This window comes from Amniculibacterium sp. G2-70 (assembly GCF_014353055.1).
Classification (GTDB): domain Bacteria; phylum Bacteroidota; class Bacteroidia; order Flavobacteriales; family Weeksellaceae; genus Amniculibacterium; species Amniculibacterium aquaticum.
This window is the reverse complement of the sequence record NZ_CP060698.1, coordinates 942,715-967,711: the sequence shown is the minus strand read 5'-3', so window position 1 is coordinate 967,711 and position 24,997 is coordinate 942,715. Positions and strand designations below refer to the sequence as shown.

Sequence of the window (24,997 nt, the reverse complement as noted above, 5' to 3'; positions counted from 1 at the left end):
CATTTCTAAAATTCTAAAAAAAATGATATCAAAAATAGTTGTACATAAAGTTGGTAACAAAATCAATCAGGAAGGTTTGTTCTTGTCCAACGAAGAGCTGAAGTTGGACGAAGAAATGTTGGAAGTTCTGGAGAATTACTTTCTTTCCGGCTTCAAATCCGAAGAGCAATTCCAATTTTACAGCGATTCTTATCTTGCCAACAATGTGGTGTACGGTGCCGTAAGCGAAATTTTTGAAGATCAGGCGAAGTTTCTTTGGGAAAGCGAAACCATTGCAAAGCATCTTTTTGAAATTGCTGAAAACCCAAGAGTTAGCGGAGGAGAGATTTTTGTAATTTTCTTTGAAGGTGAAGAAAGTGACGCCGGAAAAATTGATAAAATAGGCATCTTTAAAACCGAAAAAAAAGAAATGTTCCTAAAAGTGAATGCCAATGATAACGACGGCTACGATCTGGATAAAGATTTCGGAATAGGTCTATCCAAGCCCGACAAAGGAGTGATGATCTACAACAACGACAAGGAAACGGGATTTGTACTTTCTGTGTACGATAACAATAAGTCCGGTGATATCTATTATTGGTATGAAGACTTCTTGAAAGTAAAACAGAGAGACGATGATTATTTTCATACTCAAGAAACACTGACGGTGTACAAAGATTACATCACCAAGCAATTGCCTCAAGAATTTGAAGTTTCTAAAGCCGATCAGGCGGAATTTCTAAATAAATCTCTGAATTATTTCAAAGAAAAAGAACAGTTTGATTTTGATGATTTCTCTAAAACCGTGCTGCAAGACGAACATGTTATTGAGAGTTTTGGGAATTTTAAATCCGATTACGAACAAGAAATGCAGGTGGCTCTTTCTGAAGATTTCCCGATCCATCAAACGGCGGTTAAAAAACAACAGAGACATTTTAAATCCATCATCAAATTGGATAAAAACTTCCACATCTACATTCATGGTGATCGCAAAATGCTGGAAACCGGACAGGATGATAAAGGAAAATACTACCGTCTTTATTTTGAAGAAGAACAATAAAAAGCATAAAAAAATCCCGAATAATTCGGGATTTTTTATTGTACTTATGCTTTCAAAGCGTTGTCGATATCTGTAAGAAGGTCTTCGATATCTTCGATACCAACACTTAGTCGTACCAAATCATCGGTGATCCCAATCTCGGCTCTTTTTTCAGCCGGGATAGAGGCGTGGGTCATCAAAGCAGGATGGTTGGCCAAAGACTCAACTCCACCAAGACTTTCTGCCAAAGTGAAAACTTTTAGATTTTCTAAAAACTTGATGGCATCTTCTTTTTTACCGGAACGGAAAGTGAAAGTAACCATGCCGCCGAAACCATTTCTCATTTGGCTTTTCGCCAATTCGTGTTGTGGGTGGTTGCTAAGTCCTGGGTAAATGACTTCTTTGATCATTGGGTGGTTCTGTAAAAACTCAGCTACTTTTAGTCCATTTTCGGAATGTCTTTGCATTCTAATCGCCAAAGTTTTTATTCCTCGCAGAGCCAAATACGAATCGTGAGGACCCAAAATTGCACCGCTGGCAAACTGTATAAAATGCAATTGCTCGCCCAATTCAGGGGTTTTAGCAATTAATGCTCCAGCAATAATATCCGAATGTCCGCCAATGTATTTTGTAGCCGAATGCATTACGATGTCAGCACCCAGATCCAAAGGGTTTTGTAGGTACGGCGAAGCAAAAGTGTTGTCCACAGCTACTAAAATTCCTTTACCGCTCACAGCTTGGCAAACCGCCTTGATGTCTATGAGTTTCATCAAAGGATTGGTTGGGGTTTCTAACCAGATCAGCTTGGTTTTGGCCGTAATTTTTTCGGTGATGTTCTCGGTGTTTTCCATATTTACAAAATGGAATTTCAGCTGATATTTTTCAAAAAGCCTAACGAACATTCTGTAAGAACCACCGTAAAGGTCATCGCAAGCGATTACTTCATCGCCCGGGTTTAGTAATTTTAAAACGCAATCGATGGCCGCCAAACCGGATCCGAAAGCCAAACCTCTGGCTCCGTTTTCTATGCTTGCCAAGGCATCTTCCAAGGCTTGCCTTGTTGGGTTTGCAGCTCTGGAATATTCATATCCCGAATGTTCGCCGGGAGATTTTTGTGCAAAAGTCGAGGTTAAAAATAAAGGAACATTGACCGCTCCGGTTACGGCTTCGTGGTGTTGTCCACCGTGTATAACTTTGGTATTGAATTTCATTTTTTTTGTTTTTTTGAATTATATTCTGATGGCTGATTTTATGGCAAATTCATTGGCCATTTCTTCCAACCACAATGCGACATCTTCTTCGCCAGAAGCTCTTTGGTAAGTTTGTCCCAAAGAAACGATGGATTGGTGGATGAACATTTTCATTTGATCGAGTGGCATATCTTTAGTCCAAAGGTCGATTCTTAGGGCTTCCATGGTTTTGTCGTCCCAAACGGAAATCATGGCCGATTTGGTTTCTTCATTTTTTACACCGCTGTCTTCGGCATTCCAAGTTAGTTTTTCTGGGATATGGTTGTCATCAAGTTCTACATTGATGGTGATGGTGGTTTGTCTCATTGTATTATAGGTATGTTAAGGATTGTTTGTATTAATTTTTAGGTTTGTATTCGCTTTCGTTGAATATTTTTGTAGAGTCCATGGACAATAAATCGGTCAACTTGGTTTCTGGGTGTTTTTCCAAAAACTTTTTACAGATTTGCCATCCGATAAAAATTCCCACTTGAGGCGAAGATTTATTGTCGATTTCTGTATAAAATTTAGAAAAAGGACTTTGTAGGATGAATCGCTCTTCCAATCGGGGATCGTCGCCAAAGACCATGTTGTTTTCAACAAAATAATTCCAAATATTGACTTCGTTGGCTTGTGACCATTCGTACTGTTTTTCGGTATAGTTCATTTTCAAATGCTCTGCAGTCGTTGGTAAAAAAGCATCTTGAAGCAACATGATTTTACCTTGATAGATCATCTGATCGATGAATTTCATGTGGTTTTTGTTGGCGGGAACAATATTTTGTGCGAAAACCAATGAGGTTTTTGGGACAATGTTCTCAGGATTCATGGATTTTTGCAAATATTTTTCATATCCGTCGTAATGCGGGTTTCCTTCGCCCATAAAAGCCGAAATATCGATGAACACCATGTTGGCTTCGGGTTGGTAAAAAATAGGATCGTCCAACGCTTGCAAGCCGGATGAGTAAATGAAGACTTTTGGACTTTTGAATTTCGGAAAATAATGCTGGATGTGGGAGAATAGATCGGCCAATCCCGCATTCAACTTGTTGAGGTCTATTTTTGCCAATGCTTTTTTATAAACTTCAATTTCCTTGGCGTCCGTTCTTCGTTTAGAAAAATCCTCATCGCTTACCGTTCCTTGAAACCAAGGATATTGGGATTTAAACTGTTCTAAACCCATGTTTGGATCAAAAAAATCTTTAGAAATATCGACCAATTCTACTTTGGAAATGGGCTTCTTTATTTCGACTTGCCAATTGTTTTGCTTTTCTTTTTCACAAGAAATCAATCCTAAGGTTAGAGCAGTTGCAAGGGCAAGGTTTCTGAAAATCTTCATTTTATACGAGTCAAATTTTAGTATGCAAAAGTAAGCAATAATCGCGGCATCCTCAATTATTTGTAAGGTGATTTTGAATATTTTTGTGGGAATGTTTTTGTTTTTGTTAAAAAGTCTAAATTGATTTTAGCTTGTGTTAATGTTCAGTTTTTCAGGGTCTTATAAGTATTTCTTTCGCGGTTGTGAAAGTGAAGCCTAATCGGGGGTGACAAATAATTTGATATTTTTTCGAAAAGCATTTGCAAGATATAAAACAAAAGCCTACTTTTGCACCACAATACTTCTGAAGTGTTGTTTACCAAAAAGGTTTCTTAGCTCAGTTGGTAGAGCAACGGATTGAAAATCCGTGTGTCCCTGGTTCGATTCCTGGAGAAACCACTTTTTGATCCGCATTGATTTTTCGATGCGGATTTTTTTTGTTTATTTTTGTCCTTCAAATTCATACAAATTCTAAGATGCAAGAAAAAAAAATAATAGATAAAATTGTTGTTTGGTTAAAGGAATATGCCGAAATAGCTCGTGTAAAAGGTTATGTTATTGGGGTTTCTGGTGGGGTGGATTCCGGAGTGGTTTCCACACTTTGTGCCATGACGGGTTTAGAGGTTTTGGCAATAGAAATGCCGATTCGTCAAAAAAAAGATCAGGTAGATCGTGCGCAAAAACACATGGAGTGGTTGGCGGATCGTTTTCCGAATGTAACAACACGATCCGTAAGTTTGGATGCCTCTTTTGAAGCTTTTTATTCGACCCTGGCACAGGAGAATGATCATCTGTCGCAACAAAATCTTTCTTTGGCCAATACCAGAAGTCGTTTGAGGATGCTTACGCTTTATTATTTTGGTCAGATCCACGGACTTTTGGTGTGCGGAACGGGAAATAAAGTGGAAGATTTTGGCATCGGATTCTATACCAAATACGGTGATGGTGGTGTCGATGTATCGCCCATTGGAGATCTGTATAAAACCGAAGTGTACGCCTTGGCAAGAGCTCTTAATCTTATTGATGACATCCAAAATGCGATACCGACCGACGGATTGTGGGATGCCGAAAGAACCGATGAAAACCAAATTGGTGCGACCTATCCCGAGCTGGAAAAAATTCAAAAAGAATGGGGACTGAAATCCGAATCGGATTATTCGGGTCGTGATTTAGAAGTTTACAAAATATTTAAACGAATGAATGCTGCGGCACAACATAAAATTAATCCCATTCCGGTTTGTGATATTCAGGAAGATTGGAGGTAACGCTAATTTATAATTATGAACGATAAGATTAAAAATTATTTCATCCTTTTCGTTGGGATTGTACTCGGTTTGGGAATTATGTTTTTTTTCAAAACCTATAAAATTGAAAAAAGAACGGAACAAACCACTCAAAAAGTAGGAAATACTTTTGAATATCCAAAGAAAAAGGTTGAAAATAAGCAGGAAAATTATAAGGATAATAATTCTGAAAACAAAGACATTACCGCACTTACCCAAGAAGATGTTGTGGTGGACTATGTAAAAGAAAATCATGAATTGCCGAACTATTACATCAAAAAATCCGAAGCCAGAAGTCGTGGTTGGGTACCTGCTCAAGGAAACTTGTGCGAGGCAGTACCTGGTAAAGCCATAGGCGGGGACAAGTTCAGCAATCGTGAAGGTCAACTTCCAAAAGGAGTTCAGTATTTTGAAGCCGATTTGAATTATATTTGCGGCAGAAGACAGACCGATCGCATGGTCTATACCAAATCGGGTGATGTTTGGGTGACCCACGATCATTATAAAACTTTTGAAAAGAAATAATAATAAATAAAATGAGTGTAAATACCGTTTATATTGACTTTGTAGATCTAGGTGATTATGAAGATTTTTACGATCAACTGAAATCCAAATTGACTCTGCCGAAGGATTTTGGTGATAATCTGGATGCCCTCTACGACAGCCTCACCGGTTTTGTCGAATTGCCTTTGCATATAGAATTTGTCAACCTTTCTGTGGAGCAGTTGGAAATTTTTGAGGACTTACTGACCACTTTGGAAGATGCTGAAGATGAATTGGAGGATTTTTCATTTTCGTATTATTTGGAGCAATACGAAGACGAAGATTAGTACAAAAAATCCATCTCGATGTTTCAGAGATGGATTTTTTTTGTTGTTGAGAAGTTTTATTTGCCCAAAACCTCGACAATTGGGTTTCCTATATTTCCACTTGGAAATTGAATTTTTAACAAGGCCGAAACGGTTGGTGCAATATCGGTCATGTGATATTCTCTATTGCTTTCACCTTGTTTTACTCCTGTTCCCATGAATATTAATGGGATATGAGCGTCATAAGAATTCCAAACGCTGTGCGTGGTTCCGGTTTTAGAATATGAAGGGAGCATATTGTCTCTGGTGATGATCTGGATGTCGCCACTTCTGATCCTGTTCAGTCCGTTGATGACTCTTTCTTTGATCGGTTGAGGGACAGTGGTTTCTTGCACTTCATTGGCATCAATTACAAAAAGGAAGTCCGGTCTTTTTTCCAACTCGGAAATCGTGAATTTTTTAATCTTTTCTAGATCCAATTGGTTGTCACTAATTACTTTTCTGTCAAAGTACACTTGGTAGTTTTGTGATGAGTTGATGATTTTCTCAACCCCAAATTTTTCTTTCAAAACGGCATTCAAATTCTTTTTCATGTCTTCTTCAAAAAATCCGGTTGGTATTTTGTGTTCTTCCAAAAAGCTTACAGAATGAGCTCCACCATGGTCTGCAGATAAGAAAACGGTGTATTGTCCTTTGCCAACTTTAGCATCCAAATGGTTGAAGAAATCCTTTAGATCTCTATCCAATCTTAGATATACATCTTCAACTTCAATAGAGTTGGGTCCAAATTTATGCCCCGCATAATCGGTAGAAGCAATGTTGATGGCCAAGAAATCGGTAATGTTGTCCTGTCCCAATTGTTCACCGGTTATAGATGCTTCGGCCAATTTCAAAGTGAGTGTACTGCCAAAAGGAGTTGCTCGTATTTCGCCTTTTTTCTTTTGGAAATCTTGTGCCAGGTTGTTGTAAGGGAAAGTAGGAGTTTTTGCCGATCCTAATAGTCCTTCCCACGAAGAATTGTCCGGAGAACTTTCTGTATATTGTTGGATGGGCAAAAGGGTGTTCCAACCGTTTGCGACTAATTTTGTTGGCAAATCTTGTTGGTTGAATTGTTGTACCCATTTGGGCAGCTCGTTCATGTAATAAGAGCTGGTTACAAAATTCCCACTGGTGTCATCGTACCAAAATGCTCCATTGGGATTGTGTCCGGCTGGCAAAATGGAGGCGCGATCTTTAAGAGAAACTCCAATAACTTTTGCTTGGAAGTTGGTGGCCAATCTCAATTGATCCGTAACCGTTGTGCTCCACAGATTTCTTGGAGAATGCTTGCCAACCTTGTCGCTGCTGGTACCAACGGGAAGTACGGTTTCGTCGGCAGTGCAGTACATGTTTTTTCCGGTTTGCTTGTCCACCCAATCGTTTCCTGCAATGCCGTGTATGGCGGGTACAGATCCTGTGTATATCGAGGTGTGTCCAATAGCGGTAACGGTTGGTACATAGTTGATGTGTACATTGTTCAAGGAGAAACCTTCGTTCAGTAATCTTTTAAAACCGCCGTCACCAAATTTTGAATAATATCGATGGAGGTAGTCCCAACGCATTTGGTCAATGACCAATCCTACAACCAATTTGGGTTGTTCTGAAGTAGTGTTTTTTTGAGCAAAAACGGGCGTTGTAGCCAATAATGCTAATGCGGCTATTCCTATTTTCTTAAACATAAGCTGTGAAATTATAAAAGCAAAAGTAGTTTTTATTTTTTTTTGAATGTATTTTTTTATGTGAATAGTTCATTACGATTTATTTATCTTTGCCCTTATGATATTAAGAGGAGAGAATTTAATAAAAGAATACGGTCCCAAAAAAGTAGTAAAAGGTGTTTCTGTTGAGGTTAAACAAGGCGAAATTGTTGGTTTGCTCGGTCCGAACGGAGCAGGGAAAACCACCTCGTTTTACATGATCGTGGGTTTGGTGAAACCGACTTCTGGAAAAATTTTTTTAGACAATAAAGACATCACTCAAGATGCCATGTATCGCCGAGCTCAAAATGGGATAGGTTATCTGGCACAGGAAGCTTCCATTTTTCGAAAACTATCGGTGGAAGAAAATATCATGGGAGTTTTACAATTGACCAAACTTTCCAAAAAAGATCAACAACGCAAATGTGACGAGCTGATCGAAGAATTCTCCCTTCAGCATGTTAGAAAAAACCGTGGCGATTTGCTCTCCGGTGGAGAAAGAAGAAGAACGGAAATTGCGAGGTGTTTGGCAACGGATCCCAGTTTCATACTTTTGGATGAACCTTTTGCCGGTGTAGATCCCATTGCTGTAGAAGATATTCAGAAAATTGTACGAAGCCTAACGGATAAAAATATCGGCATCCTAATCACCGACCACAATGTGCAACAAACCTTGGCCATCACCCATAAAACCTACATCATGTTCGAAGGTCGAATTCTAAAAGAAGGTGCACCACGAGAGTTGGCAAACGACCCACAGGTGCGTGAGGCGTATCTGGGAGAAAATTTCGTGTACCAAGATATTTTGAACAAACCCAAGAAAAAACATTTTGTGTACCAAGTTTGGGGTGGGAATTTCGAGGCCAAAACTCATTTTCAAGAATTCGTAAATGAAAATTTTGAAAATAAAGAGCAATTGAGATTGCTTTATGGCTTTGATGAAATTGGCTTTGCCTCGCTCGGAAATTCTGAAATTGAAAAAGTATTTTCAGAAGAAATCGATAAAAATGCCTACAACTCATTTGTCTTACTTAAAAAAGAAATTAATGCTCAGTACAGTTTGGACGATGCCCGAACAGAAGCTCAACAACAAAGTGCCGAAGCATTAAAATACTTAACCACTTATTCTTTCGAAGGATAATTTATTACAAAATAATATGAAAATATACACCAAGACCGGCGACAAAGGCCAAACTTCTTTGTACGGTGGGACCCGAATTTCTAAAGCGTCTGCAAGGGTAGAAGCTTACGGAACCATTGATGAGCTTAATGCGTTTATCGGCGTAGCAAAAAGCCAAATCGAAAGCGAAGAAACCATTAAGCAACTGAAAAAAATTCAGTTCGACTTGTTTACTGTAGGTTCCGAGTCGGCAACTCCAGCGGATAAACTGATGTTGGCCAATGGAAAATCGAGATTGCCTTTGGTGATTTCTGAAAAAGAAATTGAAGAGTTGGAAGTCTGGATGGACGAGATGGAAGCTCAACTGGAGCCGTTGCAATATTTTATTTTGCCCGGTGGTGGAAAGGCGGCAACAGCACTTCATGTTTCCAGAACCGTATGCCGTAGAGCCGAAAGGGCTTTGGTTTTCTTGAACGAATCCGAAGAATTGAGACTGGAATTGGTGAAATACCTGAACCGACTTTCGGATTATCTTTTTGTTTTGGGACGATTTGTTTCTAAAAATCAGAGCGAGCCTGAAGAGTTCTGGAATCCCAACCAACGCTAATTTTTCCCTAAAAATTCTTGTTTTTTTATAAATGAAAAAGTACCTGCTTTTTATCAACGGTCAACCGCCGAATGTACTTCCAAACTGTGAATTGTACGACGGTGTAGGCTGTTCGGACGGAGCTTTTCATTATTTAAAAGAAAAAAACTTTCCTTTAGAAAAATTGGATTTTATTTCCGGCGATTTCGATTCGCATTCCGGAATCGACGATGCCATCTATCAAGAAAAATTCATACACACGCCCGATCAAAATAAAACCGATTTTGAAAAGTCATTGGAAATTATCCTGGAAAACGGAGGTTCAGAAGTTGTCGTTTATGGAGGCAGTGGCGGCGAGATGGATCATTATTTAGGAAATCTGCATGTGGCTCTGAAAATGAAGTCCAAGCTGAAAATTTATTTTGTTGATGAGTTTTCTAACTATTTTTTTGCTGAAAAAACAACGATGCTGAATGATGTTGAAGGCAAAATGATTTCACTTTATCCTTTTCCGAAAGCCCAAAAGGTAAAGTCTCTGGGACTTCAGTGGGAATTGGATGCCGAAGATCTGGATCTGTCTTCCAGGATTGGGATTAGGAACCGTGCACTACAGCATGTTGTTTGTATAGAATATCAATCCGGTGAACTTTTGATTTTTCAAAGTCACAACTAAGAAATAAACACCAATAATTTGGTGTTATTTTTTTAAGAAAAAATCAAACTTTTTTAGCAATTTTGCAGTCTAAAATTTTTTATCCGTATAATGAAAATTAAATACTCAGAATTAATCGACCAAACCCTTTATTTTCCAACAGAAGAGTTTGATGTTGCCGAGCACAAATTACAATTTCATGGCATTCCGTTGATGGATGTCGTCGAAAAATTTGGAACCCCTCTGAAATTTAATTATCTACCCAAAATCTCCATGAACATCAATCGTGCAAAAGCATGGTTCAAGGAGGCTTTTGAAAGAAACGATTACAAAAAAAGCTATCGCTATTGCTATTGTACCAAATCCAGCCACTTTAAATTTGTATTGGATGAAGCTCTAAAAAATGACATTTCCATAGAGACCTCTTCGGCTTTCGATATGGACATTGTGAAATCTTTGTACGATGAGGGTAAAGTCGATAAATCGATAGAAGTAATTTGTAACGGTTTCAAAACCGATGATTATTTAACCAAAATCTCTAACCTGATCAACAGCGGATTCGAGAACATTACTCCGATTATCGATAATTACAGAGAGTTGGATAAGCTAACGGAAAGCATCGATTCTACCTTTGATATTGGGATCAGAATAGCATCTGAGGAAGAACCAAAATTCGAATTTTATACCTCGAGATTGGGAATTGGATACAAAGACATCATCCCGTATTATTCTCAGAAAATTGCAGAGCATCCCAATGCAAGACTCAAAATGTTGCATTTCTTCATCAATACCGGTATCAAAGACACCGCGTATTATTGGAACGAGTTGTACAAATGTCTTCGTGTGTATGCCCGTTTAAAGAAAATTGCTCCAGAGGTGGATTGTCTGAATATTGGTGGAGGTTTTCCTATTAAAACATCGCTTAATTTCGATTACGATTACCAATATATGGTGAATGAAATTGTGATGCAAATTAAAAAATTCTGCGAAGAAGAAGGAGTGGATGAACCGAACATCTATACCGAATTTGGAAGTTTTACTGTGGGCGAATCTGGAGGGCATCTCTATAAAATTATTTCTCAAAAAAGACAAAACGATAGAGAAAAATGGAACATGATCGACTCGTCTTTTATGACCACATTGCCGGATACTTGGGCAATTTCCAGACACTTCATCATGCTTCCGCTCAACCGTTGGGACGATACTTACGAAAGGGTGTTTTTAGGTGGATTGACTTGTGATTCCGACGATTATTACAACTCCGAGCAGCACACCAATGCGATTTATCTACCGGTGTTCAACGATACAAAACCTTTGTACATCGGGTTTTTCCATACGGGAGCCTATCAGGAAACCATCAGCGGATACGGCGGTGTGCACCATTGCTTGTTGCCGCAACCCAAGCACATCCTCATTGATAAGGACGAAAATGGTGAGTTTGTCTATACGGTTTTTCGTGAAGAACAAAAGCCAGAAGATGTTTTGAAACTTTTGGGGTACTAAGGTTATCCAATAACATAAAATCCACATTCGAACGGAATGTGGATTTTTGTTTATGGGAAAATAGATTGTTTTTTACTCAACATTTATTACTTCTGTAATTTCCGGGACAAATTGTTTAACGGTGTTTTCAACCCCCAATTTCATGGTCGAAAAACTCATCGGACAACCGTTGCAATTGCCAATTAATTTTACAAAAACTTTATTGTCCTTTACTTCAATCAATTCAATATCGCCTCCGTCGTTGTGTAGAAAAGGACGGATGGATTCTAAAGCTTCTAATACTTTGGTAACTGTTTCTTCGTGGTTCATGTCGTAATAAATGAAATTCTAAAAATTCGTCAAAAATAAGATTATTTTTTTGGAGAGCATCCAGCCATGGTCGTAATTTTTACGGCTTCGGTAGGTGGCAGGTTGTTGTTTCTCTCTACCAAGCTGGCGACTAAGTTTTGGGCCGTTTGGTAATAAATTTCACTTATTTTTGAATCTTCTTGCAAAGCTGCCGGTCTTCCAACATCACCCGCCTCACGGATGCTTTGGATGATTGGGATTTCGCCCAAAACAGGGATGTTTAAATCGTTTGCCATGTTTTGTGCACCTTGGTTACCAAAAATATAATACTTGTTATTTGGCAATTCTTCAGGTGTGAAATAAGACATGTTTTCGATAAGTCCCAAAACAGGGATATGAATGCTTTCCATGGTGAACATGGCAATACCTTTTCTAACATCGGCCAAGGCAACATGTTGTGGTGTAGATACAATTACTGCACCGGTCACAGGAACTTCTTGGATGATGGATAGGTGGATATCACCTGTACCTGGAGGCAGGTCGATCAATAAGAAATCCAACTCGCCCCAATGTGCATCTCTGATCATTTGGTTCAATGCTTTTGAAGCCATGGGTCCTCTCCAAACTACAGCTTGGTTGGCTCCGGAAAAATAGCCTATAGAAAGCATTTTCACGCCATAATTTTCTACAGGTTCCATCAAGTTTTTGCCGTTTACTTCTACCGACAAAGGTCTAGATCCTTCGGTATCCAACATGGTTGGGATGGACGGTCCGTAGATGTCGGCATCCAATAATCCAACTTTGAAGCCCATTTTGGCAAGGGTCACAGCCATATTGGTTGCAACGGTAGATTTTCCTACACCTCCTTTTCCGGACGCAATCGCAATGATGTTTTGTATTCCTGGGATTTGTTTTCCTTTAATCTGATTTTGTTGAACTTGACTGGGTTCTGGAGAAACGATTTTTATTTTCAAGTTTACTTGCTCTCCGAATTCCGAAGCAAAAGCTTGTTTCATGGCTACTTCTAGTTTTTTCTTCTCGTGCATGGCAGGCGAATGTGCCGTCATGTCGATGTAAACTTCGTTGCCCATAATTTGTAGATTGTTCACCAGATCGTCCACTTCAATTTCTTTCAGAAATTCTTGAACTTTTATTTTTGTAAGCATGATTTAATGGTATAAAAAAAATGAAGTACAAAAATACGGTTTTTATTTAATTTAGAATGAATAAAAGTAAGACTATTTTATCTGAAATAATTCATGAATGGTATTTTAGGACTTAAAATATCACTGGATTTCATCAGCCAAGAAGTGGAAAAGAAGAACAATGCAGTGGACTCGAAAATAATGGTAGAGTATTTGACCAAAATGCTATTTGGATGGTCTTTTTCGGTGACGATGAAGCTGAAGAAAGCGATCAGTGCAATGCTGAGCAATATACCTATGCCGCAAATTCTGTAGTACATGTTTCTGTTTTTTTTCTTGTCCATATCTTCGGTGCTTGCTTCCGAAATGTCTTCGTCTGATTTCTGAAAAAAGGAAAGGCAAAAAATAGAAAAAGAAAGGAATAAACAAAAGGCACAAGCGAAATGTACAATGTTCATCCAATCCCTGTAAAAAGGATCAAAAATACTAAGATATTCATTGCCTTCATAGCCGTTGAGTTTGGTCGGGAATGCAGCTACACCGATGGCAAATGCTCCAGATAAATTAGAAACGCGGTTCTCCCAGCGATCTTTTCCTCTGTAGGTGAGAAATAATCCTCCCATAATGCATAGGGAACCTACAAAAATAATGTGTCCAAAACTGTAATAGTAATGGCTGATGCTGATCTTGAATACTTTAGAATCACCTAATACAGAAGTAGTTAGTATCAATAAAAAAGTGAGTAAAAAGCCAAGTAATCCTATAAACATTCGGAGTTGTTTGTACGAGATTACACTGTCGTGGTGATCATGATTGTTGGGTTGGGCTTGTGGTTTCATGGTGTTTAATTTTAATGGTTTCTATTAGCTTTAGGTTGTCTTTGTAGTTGTTGAAGTGTTTTTTTAGAAATGTGTCGTGTCCATTTTCATCAAAAGTGGTTTCTTCAGACATCTGTTTTTGTAGGTCTTTGGGATTGTTTTTTTTGATGAGATTTAACCATTGATATTGTTCCTTAATTCCGAAAACATAAAGTGTAATTTCGTCCTTGGTGATTTTGAATTTTATAAAATTTCTATAACCTTCTTGAATTTTTCCCGATGAAATTTCAGTAACATGAAGTCCGTAAAAGCGATAACTGAGATAAAAATAAACCCCCATCAAAAAAGCTTGTATCAAGGCGGGAATTACCCATTGAATAATAAATAACCCGAATTTTGGATTGCAATCGGGAAGGATAAAATCCGTGTCGAAAAGATTTAAATGAAAAATACTTGATACGACAGAACAAACAATAAAAAGTGATGCGTATAAAATTTTATTATGTCTTCGTTCCAAATCCGAAGGTTCAGGGTTGGCAACTTGAACGACCGTTAGCGTTAAAATAGCCGGAACCATGAAAATACTGATGATCTCAATTGCAATATTGTCTGTGAATGAATGGATATAAATGGCGATCAAAGAGAAAAATAAAATGAGAGAGGTAAATTTGTAATTTTTAATGAAAAATAATAGATTGTAACCGATGAACTTGTCTGAAACTTCTTTGGAAGGGTATCGTTTTTTAAGGTCGTAGGGAATGTATTCTGTGGTCGAGTTTCCTAATTTAGGAAGTATAATCTCTTCTTTCAAAAATCCAGTAACATGCCCAAAAGCACCACCACCACCGGAAGCGATGTAATGTTTGACATCGGTTTTATGATTCGGGGAACGCAATTCATAATGAGAATAATGATGGATGTCGCCTGTGATTACAATGTCAAATTCTACTTCGGTATCGTAAGCCTTGTTGTTATTAATCACCGTTCGCATGACTTTCACAAAATAGTCGATGCTGTCCATTCTCTGTCTTCGTTTTTTGAAATCCTTGGCTTCAAAGGCGTACCAATACGGTTCGGCAACCAACAGTATGATATGATGAGTAGAACCGATTTTGCATAAATTTTCAATGTATTTTTTAAAATATTCCATTTGAGGAAGATCCAAATCTCCTTTCAATTGATTGTCCAAACCAAAAAGGTGATGGTTGAAGCCCAAATGATAGGCAAAATAGCTCCTGTTTTGTATGGTTTTGTAATTTCCAATGATGTTTTGTTGCGCCATCATACGATAGAATGCGGTGAGCCCATCGTACCAATCGTGGTTGCCAGGAACAGCCAGTAAATAAGGAGCCGATTCTCTGGATTTTGATGGGAAAATAAATCGTATAGGCCCTTTGAAGCGGTCTCCATAATTTTTGTCCGAACCGTCAGGATAGACCAGATCTCCGCCAATCACCAAGGCATCACCCGGTTTTAGATTTACTCCCAGATTTTTGCTAAAATGGGATCGGGTAAGGTGATAAAATACGGATGTGGTTGTATCGAATCCGTCTCCGGTATCGGCAATAAAATCCAGCCAATATTCATCAGGATGGCTTCTTTTGTCAAAGATTTCGTTGAAATTATCTTTGCCAAAATTGGCTTGAACTTCTCTTTTATCAATGACAGAAAGAATGTCACTGGACAAAGAAACTCGTCTGAAAGTATTGATGAGGCCTTGAAAATCGAACCAATGAACGGGTTTTTGTGGACTGAAATAATACGGGTATTTTTGTTCGTGATCCCTGAAAATTGTGATTTGTTTAGCGTTTTTAGGAATGAAAATTTCAAGAGCATGAGGAATTAAAAAGCCCAGCGCTATGAAGATGAGTAAGATCGTAAAAGTAATCATGGTGGTTTAGTTTTTAGTAGTTGAGTGTTCTTATGTCATGGCGTATTGTTTGTTGTTTTTAAAAGTATTACATCAAATTTAGTTAAAATAATTAATAATAAATAGTGAGATATTGAATATTTTTAATTATTAATTGGTGATTGTAGGCGGGTCTGTTTTTTATAATTGTTCAAATAATAAATGCGTATTTTTGAGAGTTTTAAAATTCTTTTTTCATCATTATGAAAAACATACTACTTTCAAGTGTTTTAATTTCTGGTTTGTTTTTTGGCCAGAATTACTCAAAATATGTCAATCCCATGATTGGGACCGGAGGACATGGACATACTTTTCCCGGAGCTACAGTACCTTTTGGCATGGTCCAACTTTCTCCAGATACCCGTATCGATGGCAGTTGGGACGGTTGCAGCGGATACCATTATTCGGATTCTATAATTTATGGGTTTTCTCATACCCACCTGAACGGAACCGGTGTTTCGGATTATGGCGATGTGATGTTGATGCCTACCATGGGAAAACCTAATTTTCAGCCACAGAATTACTCGTCGGCATTCTCTCATCAACAAGAAAAAGCCAGTGCAGGATTTTATTCTGTAAAATTATTGAAAAACGATATCGATGTCCGATTGACCAGCACCACAAGAGTGGGCTATCATGAATATACCTACAACCAATCGGGGCAAGGGAATGTCATTTTGGATCTTAACCACCGTGATGAGGTGCTGGAAGGTGAAGTGAAAATTTTAGACGACAAAACCGTTGAGGTTTTCCGAAGAAGTAAAGCGTGGGCAGAAAATCAATTCGTATATGCCAGAATAGAGTTTTCAAAACCCATGAAGTTCTTAGATCTTGCATCCAACGGTGAGAAAACCGAAACCCTAGCCAATACCAGTTTGCCTAACCAAAAAACCGTGACCATCAACGGAAAAAAAATAGCATTGGCTTTTTCTTCGGATATGAAAAAAGGGGAGAAGTTGTTGGTGAAAGTCTCTATTTCTCCGGTTTCTTACGAAGGTGCAAGAAAAAATATGTTGGCAGAAGGAAGCAGCAATTCTTTTGATGAAATCCATAAAAAAGCCGAACAACTTTGGGATAAAGAACTCGCCAAAATAGAGGTGAAGTCTGAGGATAACGACAAGAAAACCATTTTTTATACAGCGATGTATCATGTTTTTACCCAACCCAATACCTATTTTGATGTGGACAGAAAATACCGTGGTCGAGATCATAAAATCCATACCGCTGATGGCTACGATTATTACACCGTTTTTTCCCTTTGGGATACTTTCCGAGGTGCTCATCCTTTGATGACCCTCATCGATAAAAAAAGAACGACCGACTTTATCAATACTTTCATCAAACAATATGAGCAGGGAGGCCGATTGCCGGTTTGGGAATTGGCAGCCAACGAAACCGAATGTATGATTGGTTATCACGCAGTTCCCGTAATTGCCGATGCCATGGCGAAAGGGATAAAAGGTTTTGATTACGAATTGGCTTTTAAAGCTTCAAAAAATTCGGCCATGCTCAATATTTTTGGTTTGGATGCGTATAAAAAAAACCTCTTCATCTCCATAGATGACGAGCACGAAAGCGTTTCCAAAACTTTGGAGTACGCCTACGACGATTGGTGTATTGCGCAAATGGCTCAGATGTTGGGCAAGAAAGAAGACTATGAGTACTTCATGAAGAGGTCTCAGAGTTGGAAAAATTTGTACAATCCCAAAACAGGATTTATGCAAGCCAGAAAAAACGGATCTTGGCTAGAGCCTTTTGATCCACGAGAGGTGAATAATAATTTTACTGAAGGCAACTCTTGGCAATATTCCTTTTTTGTGCCTCAGGATATTTCTGGGCTCATCAATGCTCACGGTGGCAAAAAGAATTTTGAGGACTTTTTAGATGCCTTATTTTCTGCTCCAGAAAAAACCACAGGCCGGGAACAAGTTGATATCACAGGACTTATCGGTCAGTATGCACACGGAAACGAACCGAGTCACCACATTGCCTACCTCTATAATTTTGTAGGAAAACCTGAAAAAACCGATGCCAAAATAAAATACATTTTGGATAATTTTTACAAAAATACTCCGGATGGATTGATCGGAAATGAAGATTGTGGACAGATGTCTGCGTGGTACATCTTAAGCTCCATGGGGATATACAGCGTAACTCCTGGAAAGCCGGAATGGGAAACGACCGTGCCGTATTTTGATGAAGTTAAAATTAATTTTGAAGACGGTACTTCGACCATCATCACGAAAAATACTCCAAAATCTGATCTTAAAAAACTCGGTTTCCAGAATGTTCAGGGATTGCAACCTCTTCCGTACACAGCATTGGTGCAAACTCCTGTGGTGAAGTCCAAGCAGCTTTTTGATTTTGAATCTAAAGTAGAAATTGAAGCATTGAACCCTAAAGATAGAGTCTTTTATCAACTGACCGAAGGTGGGAAAAGCACAGATTTTAAACCGTATAAAAAACCATTTACCATCAACAAAACAACGAAGGTGACGGCTTTTTCTGAAAATAAAGGACAAAAAAGTACTTTGGATGAAGCTACTTTTTACAAAAGACCCAACAACTGGGATATTCAAGTTTCTTCAACCTTCGTGGCTCAGTACCACAACGGTGGTTTCAAATCGTTAATTGACGGAATTAAAGGAACTGAAAACTGGAGAAAAGGCGAATGGCAGGGCTATCAAGGTCAGGACTTTGAAGCGGTAATCGATATGAAAACCCAAAAATCCATTCACGAAATTTCATCTTCTTATCTTCAAGACAGCAGATCTTGGATTTTGATGCCCAGAAAAGTAGAATATTATGCTTCTTCGGACAACAAAGATTTCTTCTTGATTACAACAGTCGAAAATACAGATGTCAAGTCTGAAGATACCCAATCTCAGGTGAAAGAGTACACCGCAAAAGTATTGCCGACCACTGCAAGATACATTAAGGTGAAAGCCTACAACTTCGGTACTTTACCCGATTGGCATGTAGGTGCCGGCAACCAATCGTATATTTTTATCGATGAGATTTCTGTAAAATAATTTGGATTTTATCCCATGAAAAAAGCTCTATTTTCTGATGAAAGTAGAGCTTTTTATATTTATTCTTTGACTTCGATGTCCGGGTTTCTTTTGAGTAATTCTGTTTTGAAATCTTCAAAATTTTTTGGAGATACAACTACCGAATTGTATGCCGGCCAATAGATTTCGACCCTTCCCGTAAGGCTAGGCGCTGGTGATGAAATAAGATTCCAAGTTTTTTCGATTTTGTAAATTCTCCTAATTTCAACTTTTTTGTATAGGTAAAAAAACGAATAGATGTAAAGAAACTTATCGTCCATCTCATATCGAATGCTGAAAAAGGAAATTGCAACAAAAATAAGAGTGAAAAAAACAATGGCTATCGGGATCCATGAACTTTTATCAACCCCCAAAAATATGAGTAATGCAAAAATCAAGGAAATCACCAAATAGGGCAACCATCCCGTTTTTACAGGTATTTTTATTCTATCCATGGGTGGATTATGCATTTTATCTGTGCATGTACATCACGGTTTTGTCCAAAACACCGTCTCCGTTAAAGTCTTCTAACTCGGGCGAATAGGTCTGAAGCTCCAACTCATCAAGCTTTTGCACGATCAATTCTTCCACTTCAGGATCGTTGGCGTATTTTAATACCAATTTGTTGATGCTCGGGCTGTTGATGTAATCATAAGTTCCTTCTTCCGAAGTGATGGTTTCGCAATTGCTACCCTCGTGATATTCGAATTTGAAAGAATTGTTAGCATTAAAAGTGTAGGTATTCTCCAAGTCGCAACCTTCCATGGTAATGGAATTGATGATGTGTCCGTCTTTACCTGAAATTTGTGCTACTTTGGACAACTTCCAAGTTCCGTTGATCAATGGAGTGTATATAACTTCTGCCTCTTCTTTTCCGCAAGAATTTAAAAATAAGCCAGAAATAACAGCGAGTGTAAATAATTTCTTCATTTTTAATTATTAAATTTCAACAAAAGTACTATTTCAACATAAACTACGCAAAATATTTTCTTTAAGGAAGCTAAACTTTGATCCGGATTCAAGTCCGAAAACCGTCTATTTCCAATTGATGGTAGTGAAGACGATCTCCTGATAGTTGTTTCTTTCGTAGAGAATTCCAATTTTATTTTCGCCAATTTTTACCAAATCCGAGTAGGCGGTAAAGTCGATTTTGGGGTCGTCACTGTGATCTATTTTCCAGGATTTGGTCCACGATTTTCCTTCGTCCAAACTGATTCTTAATGTCAGGTTGTTTCTTTGTTGGGTGTCGGCAGCATTGCAGAAAGCAAGGATTTCTTTTCCATTTTTTTTGCCTAAATTCAAAAGACTCCCTTGGTTGACGGGATCTGGAAGTTGGTGGTTTATTTTTGTTTCGGCCCAAGTCTCGCCACCGTCGTTACTTGTTGAGACAATTCTTGCTTTGGCATCTCCTTTTTGGTTGCGGCTATTCAGAATCAATTTTCCACTGCTCAGTTCTGCAGCTGTGGATTCGTTGGAACCTGGAAATTCTACAGACTTACTTATTTTAAACGATTTTCCATGATCGTCCGTGTAATAGCCATGGGCTTGATAATCGGAGTAGTCGTTTTTGGGATTGCCTTTGGAGTGGTTGGCAGCGACATATATTCTGCCTTTATATTTTCCGTTTTTTATTTGCAAAGCATGTCCCGGAGTATTGGCATAGGCTCTCCAATCTTCAGGGAATCGATATTCTGTATGGTATCTCGGTTGGTTCGGTCGGTGTACTTCTTTGGTAATGTTCACGGGTTGCGACCACGATTTACCCATATCGGTAGAGGTGATGTACCAAGCTTCTCTCAGTCCTTTTCCGGATCTAACTTCGTATTCATGGGCATTGCCGGTGTTGTAAAAGAGAAAAATTCTGCCGTTGGGATATTTGGGGTCTGAAGTATCCAATACGGGAGCCGAATTGCTGGCTTGTAAGTTGGTGTAATCTACCACAAGTTGTAGCTTTTGCCAAGTTCGGCCTCTGTCGGTACTTCTTTTCATGACAATGTCGTTGTCTCCAAAATCTGAAGCTCCATTTTTTCGACCTTCACAAAAAGCTAACAACTCACCATTGTTTAGGGAAATGATGGCCGGGATTCTGTAGCTGAGGTAGCCGTCTTCACCGGATCGGAAAACGGTAGTGCGTTGGGTTTGGGCAATGACAAGGGTATGGACAAGAACAATTAATGTTGTTATGATGGTGCTTTTTTTCATGTTTAAATTTTATATCTAGATTTTTTGTATCGATATTTAGATGGATTTTGGGTTTTAAAATTGAAGTTTTAGCGGGCTAAAACAAAAATTTAAAATGCAAAATACACTGAATAGAATACAAAAAGGCAGATAAGAAAGATTAGAAATAGCCGAATTATTATTTCGGTAAAATTTTAAACAGGTTCTAAAAAATCCTCTCCAAATTTTGAAGAGGATGATGGTTGTATTTCGATTTACAATTCACCGCCGTGATTGTCCAATTGTCCTTCCCATTTGGACACTGCAGATGTTGCAAGTGCATTTCCAAGAACATTGGTCATGCTTCTTCCCATGTCGCAGAAATGGTCTATTGGAAGGATAAGGGCAATCCCTTCTGGTGGTATCCCAAACATGGAACAGGTTGCGACAATGATTACCAAACTGGCTCTTGGGACACCCGCAATTCCTTTGGAGGTAAGCATAAGCACCAATAGCATAACGATTTGTTGTCCAAGGCTCATTTCGATGCCGTAGATTTGAGCGATAAAGATGGATGCAAAAGTCATGTACATCATGCTGCCGTCTAGGTTGAAGGAATATCCGAGTGGTAAGATGAAGGATACAATTCTGTTGTTGCAACCAAATCGCTCCAATTCTTCTACCAATTTTGGGAAAACGGCTTCGGAACTGGTGGTGGAAAATGCGATGAGTAAAGGTTCTTTAATTCTTTTTAACAATTCAAAAAGTCGATTTCCTAAAATCATATAACCTACAGCCAACAAGACCAACCATAAAATGGCCAAGGCAAAGAAAAAGTCCCTAAGATATACGGCATAAACCGTGAATATAGAAAATCCTTTGGTGGCTACAATGGCAGCAATAGATCCGAAAACCCCAAGTGGAGCCACCCACATGATGTAGCCAACCATTTTCAGAATGGCATGTGCGCAAATATCAAATGCTTTGATGATGGGCTTGGTGTATTGCTCGCCCATATTGGCAAGGGCAATCCCAAACATCACGGAGAAAACCACAATTTGCAATACTTCGTTGGTTGCAAAGGCTTCGAACAAGCTTTTAGGGATCACATGTTTTACAAAATCTTCTAAAGAAAAATCTTTTGTTGAATGCATGATTTCCGATGCCGATGAGGTGTCGCTAAGATCCAAGTTGGTTACTTTTCCGGGTTCCATCCAATTGACCAAGACCAAACCGATCATCAGAGAGATCAAGGAGGCTGTAATGAACCACAACATGGCTTTGGAACCGACTCTTCCGATCATTTTGATGTCGCTCATCTTGGCAATGCCCACCACAAGTGTCGTAAAAACCAACGGTGCAATGATCATCTGTACCAAACGGATGAAGATGGTACCCAATAGTTTGATGTTTTTGGAAAAACCATCGGCCGATTCCGGATACTGAAGATGTACAATTGCACCTGCAGCAACCCCGAGAATAAGCGAAACAATGATGGCGATAAAAAGCTTATTTTGTCCTTTCATAGTTATTATTTGTAAGTTTACAAATATAATCTTTTCAATAGGTTTATGAAAAAAAGTCTAAAATCTATTTTTTACCTCCAAATTTATTAAGCTTCATGCTCAACGAAAACATGATGTATCGTTTTAGGATAAGGTCTTCGCGATCTTCGATGTAGGTTGAGTTTATGCTTCTGCTTACACTTTGGTTTTGGTTCAGTACATCATAAACCTTCACTTTGGCGGTGAGTTGTTTGTTAAAAAATAAATATCCAATACTGGTGTTCCAAAAATAAAAATCCTTTTTATATCCGGGTTGGGTGATCGAATTGGTGTTGTATTCAAAATCATTTCCGATGACCAGATTGGATTTGAAAAAATAATTGGTCAGCTCCAATTTGAATTGATTGTACGATACTTCGGACTGATCTATGACATAATTGTCGTATTTGGAAGTGGTATAATTCAAAGAGTAAGAAGGTTTGATGGTGAAACGGTCTTTTTCTTCAAAACTAAAATTAATCCCCGGCGAAAGGGTGTATAGGTTGCTGGTGTACGAATTTCCGTTGATAAAACCTTTGCTGTAACTGTACGATTGGGAAGTCCTTGGCGAGATGGTCAATTTACTTTTGTTGTCGTTCCATTTAAAAGTTTTGGAATAACCAAAAGACAATCGTACCGATTTGTTTCCCGAGATATTGGTGTAGGTGCTGTGTTGCTTGCCGGAGTCATCGATGGTACTGAAATAAGCAACGGCATTGTTGCTGTAGTTGAAGCCCGAAGAGATGTAAAAATTTGTCCCTTTTTGGATGTTGTTTTTACTAAAATAGACATTGGTGTAGTTGCTCCAAGTGTTTTTTAAATCCGGATTTCCAACATAGGAAACGAGCGGATTGGAAGTGTTCGTAAATGTGGAAAGCTGACTGGCCGATGGCGTGTAAAACGAATTGTTATTGTTGATGCTTAATCTTGAGGTTTCGTTGAATTTATATTGCATCCCAAAATAAGAACTCGGATTGAAAAAAGTTCTCTCCAAGCTGAATTTCTCATTCTGATATTCGCTTTCAATATTCATTTTATCAATGTTGAAATCCAAGCCCATCCAAAGGTTGAGTTTCTTTTTGTTGATGTTCAGGCTAACATTCGGGTCTATGCTGCTGGTTCTTTTCGACATAAAATTGGACAATGCCGAATTGAAAATAGAATAAGTCCCAGTAGCAGCATCAAAATCATGAACTCTGGCATCTTGATTGTTACGGTCACGACTATAATCCAAAGCGATATCTAAAGATACAGAATCTGTGATGGGCTCTGTGTAGGAGATGCCCAAACCGTAGCTGTAGCCGTTGTCTTTATTTTTGGTTTGTTGGTTTCTATTGTCGTTGGATCCAGAACCTTGGAAAAATTCGGTTTCGGAAATACTCAAATTGTCGCTGTTTCTTTGGTTGATGTTGGTATTGGCATCCAAACTAAAGCTTCGACCTTTTTTCTTGAATTTTCTGGTGATATAGATGTTGTTGTTGAAGCTGTTGTTCAACGATTCGCTGTTGGAATACGATAAATTGTTGTTGAGTAAAACTCCATTTTTTCTGGTAGAAGACAAGTTCTTACTGATGCTCTTGGAAAAAGAAGTACTGAAAGCCGGAGAAATATAAATGCTGGTTAAGGTGTCGGGTTTCACAACAATCGATTGGTCAAAAGACAATTGACGACTGTCGCTGTTGCCCTCGTTTTCCGATTGTGTATTCAGGGTATAATCCGTCAGAAGCGTTGTTCGGTTTACTTTGGATCGGGTTTCGCTATCTCCATTTTTTACCATAACGCTCATCGTTTCCAAATCGACCTTTTTTCCAAATTGATCCGAGTAATTTACACCTAAAACCGATGATTTTTGAATGCCTTTTTTAGCACCGCTGGATGAGGAATAGTACCTGCTACCTCCGCTATAAGATACATTTCCACCTTGCAACATCCACGCATTTCTGCCACTGCCCATGCTGTCGAAAATTTCGTCGTTGGAAAACCCCTCGGAGTTGATGTTGTTGGCAGATGATAACAGGCTGACCTTGCTGTCTTTGTTGAAATAACTGGTCAAAAGGCTTCCTTCATACCGTTGGTCCGAGCCGTAACCTAAATTGACTCTTCCCAAGAAACCTTTGTTTTTCTTTTCGTCGATGTTGAAGTTGATGGTGGCATTTTCGGATTTTGCAGTTTTGCCGGACAGCTCTTCTTCCTTGGTTTTTGTCGTGGTGAACTGTATGTTCTTGATGAGGTCAGCCGTCAGGTTTTTCAAAGCAATTTTTCCGTCTTTGTCAAAAAAAGGCTTTCCGTTTACCAAAATTTTGTCCACCTCTTTTCCGTTGATGGTGATTTTGCCATCGTTGTCCATCTCAACTCCAGGGATGCCTTTCAGGAGCTCTTCTATCTTGGCATCGGGTCTTACTTTTATTGCTGATGCTTTGAATTCTATGGTGTCTTTTTTTATTTTTATGGGAGCTGCTGTAATTTTTACTTCATCAATTTTAGATTCCAAATTTCTCTGTAAAATGAGGGTGCCCATTTCTACATCTTTATCGATGTTTTTAAATTCTTTAGAAAAAATAGCATATTTAGGATGGTCTATTTTCAAAAGACTGGCTTCATTCAAGTTGGAAATTTTTAGTTTGAAACCTCCTTCTTTACCCGAACTGGTGTAGTTGATGATGGACGAATCTTTCTGTTTTAAAAGGTAAACGGTAGCATTTTCTAAAGGAAGTTGTTCTGGGTTGATAATTTTTCCATTAATGACATGGTTTTGACTAAAAATTAATAGATTTCCTAATAAGAATGCAAAAACTGCAAGTATTTTTTTCATAATTTCATTTTCAACCT

21 protein-coding genes, 1 tRNA gene and 1 pseudogene are annotated in these 24,997 nt (G+C 38.5%); 10 read left to right on the top strand and 13 right to left on the bottom strand.

The annotated features are described in order from the left end of the window. Window positions 1-22: 22 nt before the first annotated feature. Window positions 23-1,039 (top strand): nucleoid-associated protein, encoded by a 1,017-nt coding sequence (locus H9Q20_RS04435; RefSeq protein WP_187478383.1) that lies wholly within the window; start codon window positions 23-25, stop codon window positions 1,037-1,039. A 44-nt stretch (window positions 1,040-1,083) separates the two neighbouring features. Here H9Q20_RS04435 and H9Q20_RS04430 read toward each other — a convergent pair whose 3' ends face one another. The 3 genes from H9Q20_RS04430 to H9Q20_RS04420 are packed head-to-tail and all read right to left on the bottom strand — an operon-like array spanning window position 1,084 to window position 3,586. Beyond that, entirely contained in the window at window positions 1,084-2,229 is a 1,146-nt protein-coding gene (locus H9Q20_RS04430) for a cystathionine gamma-synthase (RefSeq protein WP_124639667.1), read from the bottom strand. A gap of 18 nt (window positions 2,230-2,247) precedes the next feature. Further along, entirely contained in the window at window positions 2,248-2,574 is a 327-nt protein-coding gene (gene gldC, locus H9Q20_RS04425; RefSeq protein ID WP_124639669.1) for a gliding motility protein GldC, read from the bottom strand. Between the two features lie 31 nt (window positions 2,575-2,605). Then, window positions 2,606-3,586, bottom strand: a complete 981-nt coding sequence (locus tag H9Q20_RS04420; RefSeq protein ID WP_187478382.1) for a gliding motility protein GldB — start codon at window positions 3,584-3,586, stop codon at window positions 2,606-2,608. Window positions 3,587-3,891: 305 nt separating this feature from the next. Here H9Q20_RS04420 and H9Q20_RS04415 point away from each other — a divergent pair. The 4 genes from H9Q20_RS04415 (at window position 3,892) to H9Q20_RS04400 (ending at window position 5,678) form a co-directional block, all read left to right on the top strand. After that, a tRNA-Phe gene (locus tag H9Q20_RS04415) sits at window positions 3,892-3,964 on the top strand. A 77-nt stretch (window positions 3,965-4,041) separates the two neighbouring features. Then, a complete protein-coding gene (gene nadE / locus H9Q20_RS04410) occupies window positions 4,042-4,830 on the top strand; it encodes an NAD(+) synthase (protein ID WP_187478381.1) in 789 nt (262 codons plus the stop codon). 15 nt (window positions 4,831-4,845) lie between these two features. Continuing rightward, window positions 4,846-5,373, top strand: coding sequence for a ribonuclease domain-containing protein (locus H9Q20_RS04405; protein ID WP_187478380.1), 528 nt, complete (start codon window positions 4,846-4,848; stop codon window positions 5,371-5,373). Window positions 5,374-5,384: 11 nt separating this feature from the next. Further along, complete coding sequence (locus H9Q20_RS04400; RefSeq protein WP_124639677.1) at window positions 5,385-5,678, top strand: barstar family protein; 294 nt, start codon at window positions 5,385-5,387, stop codon at window positions 5,676-5,678. A gap of 56 nt (window positions 5,679-5,734) precedes the next feature. Here the strand turns inward: H9Q20_RS04400 and pafA are convergent, their stop codons facing one another. Beyond that, window positions 5,735-7,375 (bottom strand): alkaline phosphatase PafA, encoded by a 1,641-nt coding sequence (pafA, locus tag H9Q20_RS04395; RefSeq protein ID WP_187478379.1) that lies wholly within the window; start codon window positions 7,373-7,375, stop codon window positions 5,735-5,737. A gap of 97 nt (window positions 7,376-7,472) precedes the next feature. Between pafA and lptB the strand changes: the two are divergent. The 4 genes and pseudogenes from lptB to H9Q20_RS04375 form a co-directional block, all read left to right on the top strand. Continuing rightward, window positions 7,473-8,198: pseudogene (lptB, locus tag H9Q20_RS04390) on the top strand (LPS export ABC transporter ATP-binding protein); the annotation flags it as partial. A gap of 352 nt (window positions 8,199-8,550) precedes the next feature. After that, window positions 8,551-9,120: a cob(I)yrinic acid a,c-diamide adenosyltransferase gene (locus tag H9Q20_RS04385; RefSeq protein ID WP_187478378.1), complete on the top strand. Its 570-nt coding sequence runs from the start codon at window positions 8,551-8,553 to the stop codon at window positions 9,118-9,120. A gap of 31 nt (window positions 9,121-9,151) precedes the next feature. Continuing rightward, entirely contained in the window at window positions 9,152-9,772 is a 621-nt protein-coding gene (locus H9Q20_RS04380) for a thiamine diphosphokinase (protein ID WP_187478377.1), read from the top strand. Between the two features lie 90 nt (window positions 9,773-9,862). Then, window positions 9,863-11,254 carry an arginine decarboxylase gene (locus H9Q20_RS04375; protein WP_124639687.1) on the top strand — a complete coding sequence of 464 codons (1,392 nt, stop codon included), beginning with the start codon at window positions 9,863-9,865 and terminating at the stop codon, window positions 11,252-11,254. 72 nt (window positions 11,255-11,326) lie between these two features. Here H9Q20_RS04375 and H9Q20_RS04370 read toward each other — a convergent pair whose 3' ends face one another. The 4 genes from H9Q20_RS04370 to H9Q20_RS04355 all read right to left on the bottom strand — a co-directional run bounded on the left by H9Q20_RS04370 (window position 11,327) and on the right by H9Q20_RS04355 (window position 15,396). Continuing rightward, window positions 11,327-11,563 (bottom strand): NifU family protein, encoded by a 237-nt coding sequence (locus H9Q20_RS04370; RefSeq protein ID WP_124639689.1) that lies wholly within the window; start codon window positions 11,561-11,563, stop codon window positions 11,327-11,329. Between the two features lie 41 nt (window positions 11,564-11,604). Next, the gene (locus H9Q20_RS04365) at window positions 11,605-12,708 is read right to left on the bottom strand and encodes an Mrp/NBP35 family ATP-binding protein (RefSeq protein WP_124639691.1); all 1,104 of its coding nucleotides are present in this window, start codon (window positions 12,706-12,708) and stop codon (window positions 11,605-11,607) included. Between the two features lie 77 nt (window positions 12,709-12,785). Further along, a complete protein-coding gene (locus tag H9Q20_RS04360; RefSeq protein ID WP_187478376.1) occupies window positions 12,786-13,526 on the bottom strand; it encodes a hypothetical protein in 741 nt (246 codons plus the stop codon). Then, a complete protein-coding gene (locus H9Q20_RS04355) occupies window positions 13,495-15,396 on the bottom strand; it encodes a metallophosphoesterase family protein (RefSeq protein WP_187478375.1) in 1,902 nt (633 codons plus the stop codon). The genes H9Q20_RS04360 and H9Q20_RS04355 overlap by 32 nt, the downstream gene beginning before the upstream one ends. Before the next feature lie 221 nt (window positions 15,397-15,617). Between H9Q20_RS04355 and H9Q20_RS04350 the strand changes: the two genes are divergently transcribed. Then, window positions 15,618-18,446 carry a GH92 family glycosyl hydrolase gene (locus tag H9Q20_RS04350; protein WP_187478374.1) on the top strand — a complete coding sequence of 943 codons (2,829 nt, stop codon included), beginning with the start codon at window positions 15,618-15,620 and terminating at the stop codon, window positions 18,444-18,446. Window positions 18,447-18,505: 59 nt separating this feature from the next. On the opposite strand, the gene H9Q20_RS04345 is transcribed toward H9Q20_RS04350, so the two are convergent. The 5 genes from H9Q20_RS04345 to H9Q20_RS04325 all read right to left on the bottom strand — a co-directional run bounded on the left by H9Q20_RS04345 (window position 18,506) and on the right by H9Q20_RS04325 (window position 24,980). Further along, window positions 18,506-18,919, bottom strand: a complete 414-nt coding sequence (locus H9Q20_RS04345) for a PH domain-containing protein (protein WP_187478373.1) — start codon at window positions 18,917-18,919, stop codon at window positions 18,506-18,508. A gap of 16 nt (window positions 18,920-18,935) precedes the next feature. After that, window positions 18,936-19,394, bottom strand: a complete 459-nt coding sequence (locus H9Q20_RS04340) for a lipocalin family protein (protein WP_124639699.1) — start codon at window positions 19,392-19,394, stop codon at window positions 18,936-18,938. Window positions 19,395-19,499: 105 nt separating this feature from the next. After that, window positions 19,500-20,666 carry a sialidase family protein gene (locus tag H9Q20_RS04335; protein ID WP_124639701.1) on the bottom strand — a complete coding sequence of 389 codons (1,167 nt, stop codon included), beginning with the start codon at window positions 20,664-20,666 and terminating at the stop codon, window positions 19,500-19,502. 233 nt (window positions 20,667-20,899) lie between these two features. Further along, window positions 20,900-22,150 carry a dicarboxylate/amino acid:cation symporter gene (locus H9Q20_RS04330; RefSeq protein WP_124639703.1) on the bottom strand — a complete coding sequence of 417 codons (1,251 nt, stop codon included), beginning with the start codon at window positions 22,148-22,150 and terminating at the stop codon, window positions 20,900-20,902. 64 nt (window positions 22,151-22,214) lie between these two features. Further along, the gene (locus H9Q20_RS04325; RefSeq protein ID WP_124639705.1) at window positions 22,215-24,980 is read right to left on the bottom strand and encodes an outer membrane beta-barrel protein; all 2,766 of its coding nucleotides are present in this window, start codon (window positions 24,978-24,980) and stop codon (window positions 22,215-22,217) included. Window positions 24,981-24,997: the final 17 nt, after the last annotated feature.

What these genes read in the sequence shown, in the direction of transcription:
- H9Q20_RS04335 (WP_124639701.1), bottom strand. Translation starts at nt 20,666, where the DNA reads ATGAAAAAAAGCACCATCATAACAACATTAATTGTTCTTGTCCATACC.
- H9Q20_RS04355 (WP_187478375.1), bottom strand. Translation starts at nt 15,396, where the DNA reads ATGATTACTTTTACGATCTTACTCATCTTCATAGCGCTGGGCTTTTTA.
- H9Q20_RS04345 (WP_187478373.1), bottom strand. Translation starts at nt 18,919, where the DNA reads ATGGATAGAATAAAAATACCTGTAAAAACGGGATGGTTGCCCTATTTG.
- gldC (WP_124639669.1), bottom strand. Translation starts at nt 2,574, where the DNA reads ATGAGACAAACCACCATCACCATCAATGTAGAACTTGATGACAACCAT.
- H9Q20_RS04435 (WP_187478383.1), top strand. Translation starts at nt 23, where the DNA reads ATGATATCAAAAATAGTTGTACATAAAGTTGGTAACAAAATCAATCAG.
- H9Q20_RS04325 (WP_124639705.1), bottom strand. Translation starts at nt 24,980, where the DNA reads ATGAAAAAAATACTTGCAGTTTTTGCATTCTTATTAGGAAATCTATTA.
- nadE (WP_187478381.1), top strand. Translation starts at nt 4,042, where the DNA reads ATGCAAGAAAAAAAAATAATAGATAAAATTGTTGTTTGGTTAAAGGAA.
- H9Q20_RS04330 (WP_124639703.1), bottom strand. Translation starts at nt 22,150, where the DNA reads ATGAAAGGACAAAATAAGCTTTTTATCGCCATCATTGTTTCGCTTATT.
- H9Q20_RS04405 (WP_187478380.1), top strand. Translation starts at nt 4,846, where the DNA reads ATGAACGATAAGATTAAAAATTATTTCATCCTTTTCGTTGGGATTGTA.
- H9Q20_RS04420 (WP_187478382.1), bottom strand. Translation starts at nt 3,586, where the DNA reads ATGAAGATTTTCAGAAACCTTGCCCTTGCAACTGCTCTAACCTTAGGA.
- H9Q20_RS04360 (WP_187478376.1), bottom strand. Translation starts at nt 13,526, where the DNA reads ATGAAACCACAAGCCCAACCCAACAATCATGATCACCACGACAGTGTA.
- H9Q20_RS04350 (WP_187478374.1), top strand. Translation starts at nt 15,618, where the DNA reads ATGAAAAACATACTACTTTCAAGTGTTTTAATTTCTGGTTTGTTTTTT.
- H9Q20_RS04430 (WP_124639667.1), bottom strand. Translation starts at nt 2,229, where the DNA reads ATGAAATTCAATACCAAAGTTATACACGGTGGACAACACCACGAAGCC.
- H9Q20_RS04400 (WP_124639677.1), top strand. Translation starts at nt 5,385, where the DNA reads ATGAGTGTAAATACCGTTTATATTGACTTTGTAGATCTAGGTGATTAT.
- H9Q20_RS04380 (WP_187478377.1), top strand. Translation starts at nt 9,152, where the DNA reads ATGAAAAAGTACCTGCTTTTTATCAACGGTCAACCGCCGAATGTACTT.
- H9Q20_RS04385 (WP_187478378.1), top strand. Translation starts at nt 8,551, where the DNA reads ATGAAAATATACACCAAGACCGGCGACAAAGGCCAAACTTCTTTGTAC.
- H9Q20_RS04375 (WP_124639687.1), top strand. Translation starts at nt 9,863, where the DNA reads ATGAAAATTAAATACTCAGAATTAATCGACCAAACCCTTTATTTTCCA.
- pafA (WP_187478379.1), bottom strand. Translation starts at nt 7,375, where the DNA reads ATGTTTAAGAAAATAGGAATAGCCGCATTAGCATTATTGGCTACAACG.
- H9Q20_RS04365 (WP_124639691.1), bottom strand. Translation starts at nt 12,708, where the DNA reads ATGCTTACAAAAATAAAAGTTCAAGAATTTCTGAAAGAAATTGAAGTG.
- H9Q20_RS04340 (WP_124639699.1), bottom strand. Translation starts at nt 19,394, where the DNA reads ATGAAGAAATTATTTACACTCGCTGTTATTTCTGGCTTATTTTTAAAT.
- H9Q20_RS04370 (WP_124639689.1), bottom strand. Translation starts at nt 11,563, where the DNA reads ATGAACCACGAAGAAACAGTTACCAAAGTATTAGAAGCTTTAGAATCC.